General features: G+C 43.0%; 3 protein-coding genes and 1 CRISPR repeat array. All 3 genes read left to right on the top strand.

The genetic code is table 11. The features are described 5' to 3' along the window. Positions 1–7: 7 nt before the first annotated feature. The 3 genes from csy3 to AC0UA9_RS03870 all read left to right on the top strand — a co-directional run bounded on the left by csy3 (position 8) and on the right by AC0UA9_RS03870 (position 9,294). Complete coding sequence (gene csy3 / locus AC0UA9_RS03880) at positions 8–988, top strand: type I-F CRISPR-associated protein Csy3 (protein WP_475657317.1); 981 nt, start codon at positions 8–10, stop codon at positions 986–988. An 18-nt stretch (positions 989–1,006) separates the two neighbouring features. Then, entirely contained in the window at positions 1,007–1,603 is a 597-nt protein-coding gene (cas6f, locus tag AC0UA9_RS03875; RefSeq protein WP_475657315.1) for a type I-F CRISPR-associated endoribonuclease Cas6/Csy4, read from the top strand. Between the two features lie 461 nt (positions 1,604–2,064). Then, positions 2,065–7,013: a CRISPR direct-repeat array (repeat unit 28 nt; unit sequence GTTCACTGCCGCACAGGCAGCTTAGAAA). Positions 7,014–7,668: 655 nt separating this feature from the next. Next, positions 7,669–9,294: a sodium:solute symporter family transporter gene (locus tag AC0UA9_RS03870; protein ID WP_475657312.1), complete on the top strand. Its 1,626-nt coding sequence runs from the start codon at positions 7,669–7,671 to the stop codon at positions 9,292–9,294. Positions 9,295–9,301: the final 7 nt, after the last annotated feature.

Raw genomic sequence — 9,301 nt, 5'->3', positions numbered from 1 at the left:
AAAAATCATGACTATTGAATTACCAAGTATGTTGTCTTTTGAACGTAAATTAGAAGCGTCTGATGCTTTAATGTTTTCAGGCGAATGGGAAAATATTGCTTCCACTGAAGAGTGGCAGGCTATCCCTATTACGAAAAGACAAAACCGTTCTACCCAAAGTGCCCATGGCACAAGTGATGAGGATAAAACTAAGCCCAATCCTGTTTCATCAGACAGTGATGATGCCAACTTGCCTTTGAAGCATGATACCCTAAAAGTAAGCTTTAGTATGCGTGTTGTGGGTAATCTTGGTGTTCCTTTTGGTTGTAACTCTCCCGTTTTTAGTGATGCAATTAAAGCTAAAACAGCTGACTTTAAACAAAGTGAAAGCATTAATACTTTGGCCTACCGTTATACTTACAACTTAGTCAATGGCCGCTTTTTGTGGCGTAACCGTGTTGGTGCTGAAGAAATAACGATTATTATTAAAGCAGGAAACAACACCTTTGAATTTAATGCTTATGATTTTTCTTTAAATGAGTTTGAAAAATCTAGTGATAATGTGGACTTACAGCAGCTGGCAGCAATCATTGCTGAAGGCTTAAAAGGTGATCAACAAAGTTTTGTGCTTGTTGAGGTCGATGCCTTCGTGAAGTTAGGCCATCAGCAGCATGTGTTTCCTTCGCAAGAAATGAATATGGGGGAAAAGGGTAAGGTTTTATTTCAACTTGAAGGCTGCGCCGCTATACATAACGTAAAAATAGGCAATGCTATTCGCACTATTGATACTTGGTATAACCGTTATGAAGAACAAGGACAGCCTATTGCGATTGAGCCATTCGGTGCAGTTACTCAAATTGGAGATGCTTTCCGTAAAAATAAAAAAGAAGGCGACTTGTATTCATTGATGGTTGACTGGGTAAACGGCGGTGAATTAGCACTAGAGCAACAAATATATGTTACTGCTAATTTAATTCGTGGTGGTGTATTTAGTAAATCATCTAAATAAAGGAAGTTAGGAGAGCCTATGAAATATTATCTCGATATCACCTTACTGCCAGATACCGAAATCACGCTCGGCTTTATTTGGCAAAAGGTTTATCAGCAAGTGCATGTTGCGCTGGCTGAAAACAAAATTGCAGAAAACAGCTCAGTATTTGCGTTGGCGTTTCCTCAATACAGTCTAACGGGAGACAAAAAAATAGAATTTCCGTTAGGTAATAAGTTGCGAATATTTGCACCGTCTGAAGGGCTGATAACTAAATTAGCCATCAATAATTGGTTAAAACGCTTTAGTGATCACACGCATATATCGTCAATAAAAGCCGTACCTGAAAACGTGAGTGAATTTGTTTGCGTCAAACGAAAACAGTGCAAAACAAACTTATCTCGCCTTGCCAGGCGTAGAGTTAAACGTAAAGATGAAACATTTGAACAAGCTTTACAGCATTATGCGAGCTTTAACGACGAGCAATCTAAACTGCCTTTTATCAATGTGAATAGTCTCTCTAAAAAAGAACAATTTAGATTGTTTATCGATCAGCAAAAGGTTGGTGAAGCCACAACAGGCGATTTTACCTGTTATGGTTTTAGTGCAGATAAAGCCACAGTACCTTGGTTCTAAAGAGCGGTTTAAGCATAAGCCCATTGTATTCAATGGGCTCAAATCACTTATTAAGTCTTTATGCTTCAGGAGGAATTAACCCATGTCATTAACCACACAGTCAAAACGGATTAATTACCTAAAAGCTCATGCAGCGAGAATAGCTGCAGAACAATATCGGTACAACAAGCCATGACACAAATAAGGCAAAATAGGGTTATAAAAAGTGACTTACAACGTTGAACTAACCCATCAAGCCGCAGTTTTTATTACGGCAATATTCGATGGCCGACAGAATGTTCAAGCACATTTAAACAAAAGAATGCTGAAATAAAACAAAATTTACTTTTGTGACCAAAAAAATTGCTCTTTAAAAATTTGACTAAATATTAATAAGTTACAAACAGCCCAAAAATTTAGGGTAAAAGACCTTAAATTGCATTAGTGCTTGCCGTAGCTTATTTTTTTGCTATTATTGCATTGTTCACTGCCGCACAGGCAGCTTAGAAATGCACCAGGCAAACCAGTAGCAATGTATAACAGTTCACTGCCGCACAGGCAGCTTAGAAATGCACCAGGCAAACCAGTAGCAATGTATAACAGTTCACTGCCGCACAGGCAGCTTAGAAATCTAAATATGGAAAATCTTGTAGTTCGACTAAGTTCACTGCCGCACAGGCAGCTTAGAAATCAACAGCTTACTACATTTAAAGCAAGCTATAGTTCACTGCCGCACAGGCAGCTTAGAAACATCAAAAGAATATACTTATTATTAAAATAAGGTTCACTGCCGCACAGGCAGCTTAGAAATATTTATAATTTTGTAATTATTGTAGCTACCAGTTCACTGCCGCACAGGCAGCTTAGAAATTGATGTTTTCAAACTTTACAAATCCACAGCAGTTCACTGCCGCACAGGCAGCTTAGAAAGGTATAAGAGCATCGTAATGGTGCTTTTTTTTGTTCACTGCCGCACAGGCAGCTTAGAAAATCGTGCTACGCTATTTCTATGCGCTGCGCTAGTTCACTGCCGCACAGGCAGCTTAGAAAAAACCATTGTGTTTGGGTTGTCTTGGGCGTCGGTTCACTGCCGCACAGGCAGCTTAGAAAGCTTTATTGATAATATCACACCAAAGTTCATAGTTCACTGCCGCACAGGCAGCTTAGAAAGATTGCGGCAAACTGTGCGGTTAGTTGTTTTTGTTCACTGCCGCACAGGCAGCTTAGAAACGTTAGTTGCAGTGTTATGTTTCTTCGTGTTCGTTCACTGCCGCACAGGCAGCTTAGAAAATTAGCGTAACCGCTCGGTGTTGGCTGTCCTCGTTCACTGCCGCACAGGCAGCTTAGAAAAACTGCGTCGTTCCATTGCCACGCGCTATCGCGTTCACTGCCGCACAGGCAGCTTAGAAATTAGCGCTGGTTTTGTCAATTCTTCTTCCACCGTTCACTGCCGCACAGGCAGCTTAGAAAGAACGGTAGAGCAAGAAGAGTTATCTATTGTTGTTCACTGCCGCACAGGCAGCTTAGAAAGACTGTATTTGTCATTTTGATTTTGTTGTTATGTTCACTGCCGCACAGGCAGCTTAGAAATCGAGCATGCCAGGTAATTTTTTTGCAGATAAGTTCACTGCCGCACAGGCAGCTTAGAAAATTGCGAAAAGCTTGTTAGGGCGTCTTTAAGGGTTCACTGCCGCACAGGCAGCTTAGAAAAAAGACGAGCTAACTAAACTCAATAGCAAGCAGTTCACTGCCGCACAGGCAGCTTAGAAATGGAGGCGGTAAAAGTTATGAAGCAGTTGTAAGTTCACTGCCGCACAGGCAGCTTAGAAATGGCCGCTACGCTGAAGAATGGGCCGACACCTGTTCACTGCCGCACAGGCAGCTTAGAAAAAGATAGGTGCTTGTATTAAAGGTGACATTATGTTCACTGCCGCACAGGCAGCTTAGAAAAAGCATCGCTGCACTAACAAGCGGCACACATTGTTCACTGCCGCACAGGCAGCTTAGAAAATGACTGGTACGTTGTAACGCTAGAATCGGGCGTTCACTGCCGCACAGGCAGCTTAGAAAGCTTCAAAACTTGGTAATTCAGAGTTATAAATGTTCACTGCCGCACAGGCAGCTTAGAAAACAACTACGAACAGCCTAGCCCGGCAAGCCGAGTTCACTGCCGCACAGGCAGCTTAGAAACGTAGTGTTCCCTTTAACTTTTGGTGCTGATAGTTCACTGCCGCACAGGCAGCTTAGAAAATCTTTGCGTTCCTTTTGGTTGTTTAAATCAAGTTCACTGCCGCACAGGCAGCTTAGAAAATTACTTCTCTGCAAGTCAAAATGGGCAACATGTTCACTGCCGCACAGGCAGCTTAGAAAAGTTCTAACCAGTCTGTTGTTGCTACTCATGAGTTCACTGCCGCACAGGCAGCTTAGAAATCTCTTATCAACCGCTTTGTGATCTAGCTACTGTTCACTGCCGCACAGGCAGCTTAGAAATAATTCTCTAGCTGCTTGCTCTATTTTTTCCGGTTCACTGCCGCACAGGCAGCTTAGAAAAGCATGTTTTTACGTTAAAATCAGCTGATTTAGTTCACTGCCGCACAGGCAGCTTAGAAATTTTTAAATGTAGAACAAAGCGTCATTAAAACGTTCACTGCCGCACAGGCAGCTTAGAAAATTTTTTACAATATGAAGATTGGCAAAATGAAGTTCACTGCCGCACAGGCAGCTTAGAAATTCGATTGTTTCAGTTAATGCCTTGCCGTTTTGTTCACTGCCGCACAGGCAGCTTAGAAACCATAATCGAAGAGACATTTTTAAATATTGAAGTTCACTGCCGCACAGGCAGCTTAGAAAAATGTCAGCTCTGGAGAAGCTCAAGGGCTGATGTTCACTGCCGCACAGGCAGCTTAGAAAATTCATGCGTGCGGCAATCGCTTTGGGTAAAGGTTCACTGCCGCACAGGCAGCTTAGAAAAAAGAGCTGGCAGAGTTCAACAACCCCAAAAAGTTCACTGCCGCACAGGCAGCTTAGAAACGCTCGACTTAGATTTTCCACATCGCACACTGGTTCACTGCCGCACAGGCAGCTTAGAAAAAAGAGCTGGCAGAGTTCAACAACCCCAAAAAGTTCACTGCCGCACAGGCAGCTTAGAAAAATAAAAGAATTAACTACACTATCAATGCCGTGTTCACTGCCGCACAGGCAGCTTAGAAAAACCTGCGTTGCCCATTATGCAAAAGATAAAAGTTCACTGCCGCACAGGCAGCTTAGAAACGTTGGTTTTCGGTCAGTTATAATCACTTCGTGTTCACTGCCGCACAGGCAGCTTAGAAAAAAGATGATATTGCACCAACCTGCGTTGCCCAGTTCACTGCCGCACAGGCAGCTTAGAAAAAAATTGTGGGCTTATGCAATACCAATGCTTTGTTCACTGCCGCACAGGCAGCTTAGAAAATAAATGGGTTAGCCGCAACACCTGGGTGATAGTTCACTGCCGCACAGGCAGCTTAGAAATGTCTGAGTCGCCACCAAAGCGCTCTTTCACAGTTCACTGCCGCACAGGCAGCTTAGAAACCAACGCACAAACGGTATTATTTGTAAAATAAGTTCACTGCCGCACAGGCAGCTTAGAAATTGCAAGCGTTATCACTTACGCACGGCACAACGTTCACTGCCGCACAGGCAGCTTAGAAACATTAGAAGTTCTCCGTGGCTTTGGCTTTTTTCGTTCACTGCCGCACAGGCAGCTTAGAAATAAATTAACAGGGATTGTTGTGGTGTGCTTAAGTTCACTGCCGCACAGGCAGCTTAGAAAATAACAGCACCCAAGGACCAACATACAGTGAGGTTCACTGCCGCACAGGCAGCTTAGAAATACGTCATGGAGATGATCGGGCATGCGAAATGGTTCACTGCCGCACAGGCAGCTTAGAAAAAAAAACAATAACCCGGCGACCTTGTTGCCTGGTTCACTGCCGCACAGGCAGCTTAGAAATGGCCAAGCCCGGATAGTAACGGATCAACAACGTTCACTGCCGCACAGGCAGCTTAGAAAGCCGACAAGTATGTAAACAATGTTTGGGTAACGTTCACTGCCGCACAGGCAGCTTAGAAAATATTCGGCCGCCAACCTGGCTGACTACCCAGGTTCACTGCCGCACAGGCAGCTTAGAAAGATCAGCACTTCCATAAACTTTTTAGTTAGTGGTTCACTGCCGCACAGGCAGCTTAGAAAAACTCTTAAGGGTTTCTCTTTTGATTCGATAGGTTCACTGCCGCACAGGCAGCTTAGAAATGTATTGTTTCTTGCTAATAGTATTACTTGATGTTCACTGCCGCACAGGCAGCTTAGAAATTATACAGGATATACGTCACTTAGGTTTCAAAGTTCACTGCCGCACAGGCAGCTTAGAAATTCCGTAAACTCATAAGGTAACGTGTGAATGTGTTCACTGCCGCACAGGCAGCTTAGAAAAGGCAATCAGGCAATCAACCAGGCAATCAGGCGTTCACTGCCGCACAGGCAGCTTAGAAATTTTGCTCGTTAACTAAACGGTATTACTTAGTGTTCACTGCCGCACAGGCAGCTTAGAAAGGTCATTGCGGTACTTGCGATAACCTTTTCCAGTTCACTGCCGCACAGGCAGCTTAGAAATGGTTGGTTACCGGCTCAAGGTTGCTAGGATCGTTCACTGCCGCACAGGCAGCTTAGAAACACAAAAGTTGCTACTGTTGAAAGGTCAACGGGTTCACTGCCGCACAGGCAGCTTAGAAATTCAGCGGCTAGCGGTGATTTTTGTTGTAGCTGTTCACTGCCGCACAGGCAGCTTAGAAATGGAGAAGCAACACCAACTTCATTATTAAATTGTTCACTGCCGCACAGGCAGCTTAGAAATACTTGTTTCACTGTCTAAGTTTTAGCTATCTGTTCACTGCCGCACAGGCAGCTTAGAAAAACCTAGCATTTTGCCAACGCCAAAACCTAGAGTTCACTGCCGCACAGGCAGCTTAGAAATCAGGTTTTTACTAACAAAGACGAATACAATGGTTCACTGCCGCACAGGCAGCTTAGAAAGTCGAAGTCAAGCCTGTTGTGCTTAACATCGCGTTCACTGCCGCACAGGCAGCTTAGAAATGGTTCATAATAGTTGTAATATGATATTGTACGTTCACTGCCGCACAGGCAGCTTAGAAATGACAACTATATAGATGATGATTACGCTATGAGTTCACTGCCGCACAGGCAGCTTAGAAATTGAACGTAATCAACCATTTCATGATCAACAAGTTCACTGCCGCACAGGCAGCTTAGAAAGACAGAATCAAGAAGAAGAACACCAACAGAAAGTTCACTGCCGCACAGGCAGCTTAGAAAATAAATCTCTGACATATCGCGTCTAAGTTGTAGTTCACTGCCGCACAGGCAGCTTAGAAAATGAGAAAGGAAATGTCATGTTAGTATTAACAGTTGTGTCGGGCTAAAGCTACGACCTACAAGCAAACGTGTCGGGCTAAAGCTACGACCTACAAGCTTATGTGTCGGGCTAAAGCCACGATCTACAAGCAAACGTGTCGGGCTAAAGCCACGATCTACAAGCTAATGTGTCGGGCTAAAGCCACGATCTACAACTTCGCTGTCACATAGGCATCTGTTTTACGGTAATATTAACTAAGCTTTAATGTGTTAGTTTGAATGGAGTCAATCACGCTCATCACAAGTTAGCTTTATTGTTACGCCGCTGGCGCAGAGCAGGTGAGGAATATACAAACAACGCACCAGACATAAACGGATGCGAGGTATGAGCGAAGGCAAACCTTACTTTAACGGGTTTAATTTTATACAACATATTACCCTAAATTACTAAACCCCCATCATTTGTGTTAGTATACGCGCCTTATGTAGGTTTATACCTGCATTATCCTTTACTGATTACAGTATCAGCTATTTTGCTACTAACACGATTAATCTATTTCGTGACTTATTTAGTAGTCTTCTAACTATTTACGTGTGTTCTTTACTGCGTAAAATTAATAATAACGTTCACCCAATTACACTAAGTAATTACGAGTGACATGGTGTAGGAGTCAAAATGTTTCAGTTTAGTACCAGCACTATACTGCTGGTGTTATTTGCTTTTTATGGTTTAACTTTTCTATTCACATTAAGTATTGGCAAAAAACAAGAGAATGCCGACGGCTACATGGTTTCTAATGGCTCTGTTGGTTTTAGTATGTCTGCCGCCAGCATGACAGCCACTTGGATATGGGCAGCGTCGTTTTATGCGGCGGCAAGCTCAGGGTATAAATATGGTTTGTCAGGGGCTATTCATTACGGTTTTTGGGGCGCGCTGATGATTTTATTTATTTATCCGTTTGGCCGGCGCTTTAGAGAGTTAGCACCCAATGCGCGTACTTTAGCTGAAATTATGCATGCGCGTCATGGTAGTGCCAGCCAAATGATTTTAGCGTCTTCAAATGTTGTGGGTAGTATCATTAGTTTAATGGTTAACTTCACCGCTGCTGGTGCTTTGGTTGATATTTTATCACCACTTAGCTTTACCCAAGGGGTATTAATAGCGGGCACAGGTGTGCTTTTGTATACCTTTTGGTCAGGTTTTCGCTCTTCAGTTTTTACCGATTTTGGCCAGTTAATGGCTATGATGTTAGCGGCTGTGGTTATTATTCCTATGCTGTTTTTTGAGCTCGACGGCCCTGATTTATTTACTCAGGGTATGAGTAACTTAACAATAGAGCAGGCTGATTTCTTCTCTAGCACCGCCATTTTAGAGCAAGGTGCACCCTTTTTTGTTGCTGTGCTTGCTTACGCTATTGGTAATCAAACAATTGCACAACGTTTATTTGCCGTACGTGAAGATTTAATAAAACCAAGCTTTATTACCGCAACTATTGGCTATGGCGCTATTGTTATAGGCCTAGGTATGCTGGGGTTATTAGCGCTATTAGCGGGTGTGCAACCGGTAGACGGCGATTTAAATAATTTAATTCCGCAAATGGCGGCAACCTACCTGTCGCCTGTGATGGTGTTGGTATTATTTGTTATGATTATTGGCTCACTTTCATCTACTGCTGACTCTGATCTGTCAGCGTTGTCGGCCATTATAATGACTGACGTATACGGTAAGCACTTAAGTAAAAATAAACCTAACCCTAAAAAAATGCTTTGGGTAGGACGTGTAACTATGGTGGTTGCCACTACATTAGGTGTTATGTTTGCCAGCCTTAAGCTCGATATTCTTTCTATGCTTATTTTTGTTGGTGCGCTATGGGGGGCAATTGTTTTTCCTGTGATTGCTAGTTTGTACTGGAATAGGGTAACAAATGTTGCGTTTACCACGGCGGTAACTAGCGCATTTTTACTTTTTATTATTGCTCGTTTTGAATGGTTTGCCTTAACCGGCGCAGTAGCATTGTTTTTTGAAATAACCGCAAGCGTAGGCGGTGGTGTTGTTATTGGCTTAATGTGTTTTGGCTTTTTTGGCCGTACTGCAGGGGGGATCTTAGGGGCTATTACAGCAGTACTTTTGCTGTTTTTTACCTTAGGGTTTTTACGTGATTATACCGTATTGTTAAGCTCACTTACTGCCTATGGCGCTAGTGCCATTATTTGTGTGGCCCTAACCTTATTAAGCAATAAACGCGCTTTTGACTTTGCCGTGATTAAGCAACGTGTTGTTGAATTTAGTGATAATAACTAAGGAATAA

The sequence above is a fragment of the Colwellia sp. F1 genome, assembly GCF_056238625.1.
The sequence above is the reverse complement of the archived record's forward strand: the minus strand, read 5'-3'. Positions and strand labels throughout refer to the sequence as shown.

What these genes read in the sequence shown, in the direction of transcription:
- cas6f (WP_475657315.1), top strand. Translation starts at nt 1,007, where the DNA reads ATGAAATATTATCTCGATATCACCTTACTGCCAGATACCGAAATCACG.
- csy3 (WP_475657317.1), top strand. Translation starts at nt 8, where the DNA reads ATGACTATTGAATTACCAAGTATGTTGTCTTTTGAACGTAAATTAGAA.
- AC0UA9_RS03870 (WP_475657312.1), top strand. Translation starts at nt 7,669, where the DNA reads ATGTTTCAGTTTAGTACCAGCACTATACTGCTGGTGTTATTTGCTTTT.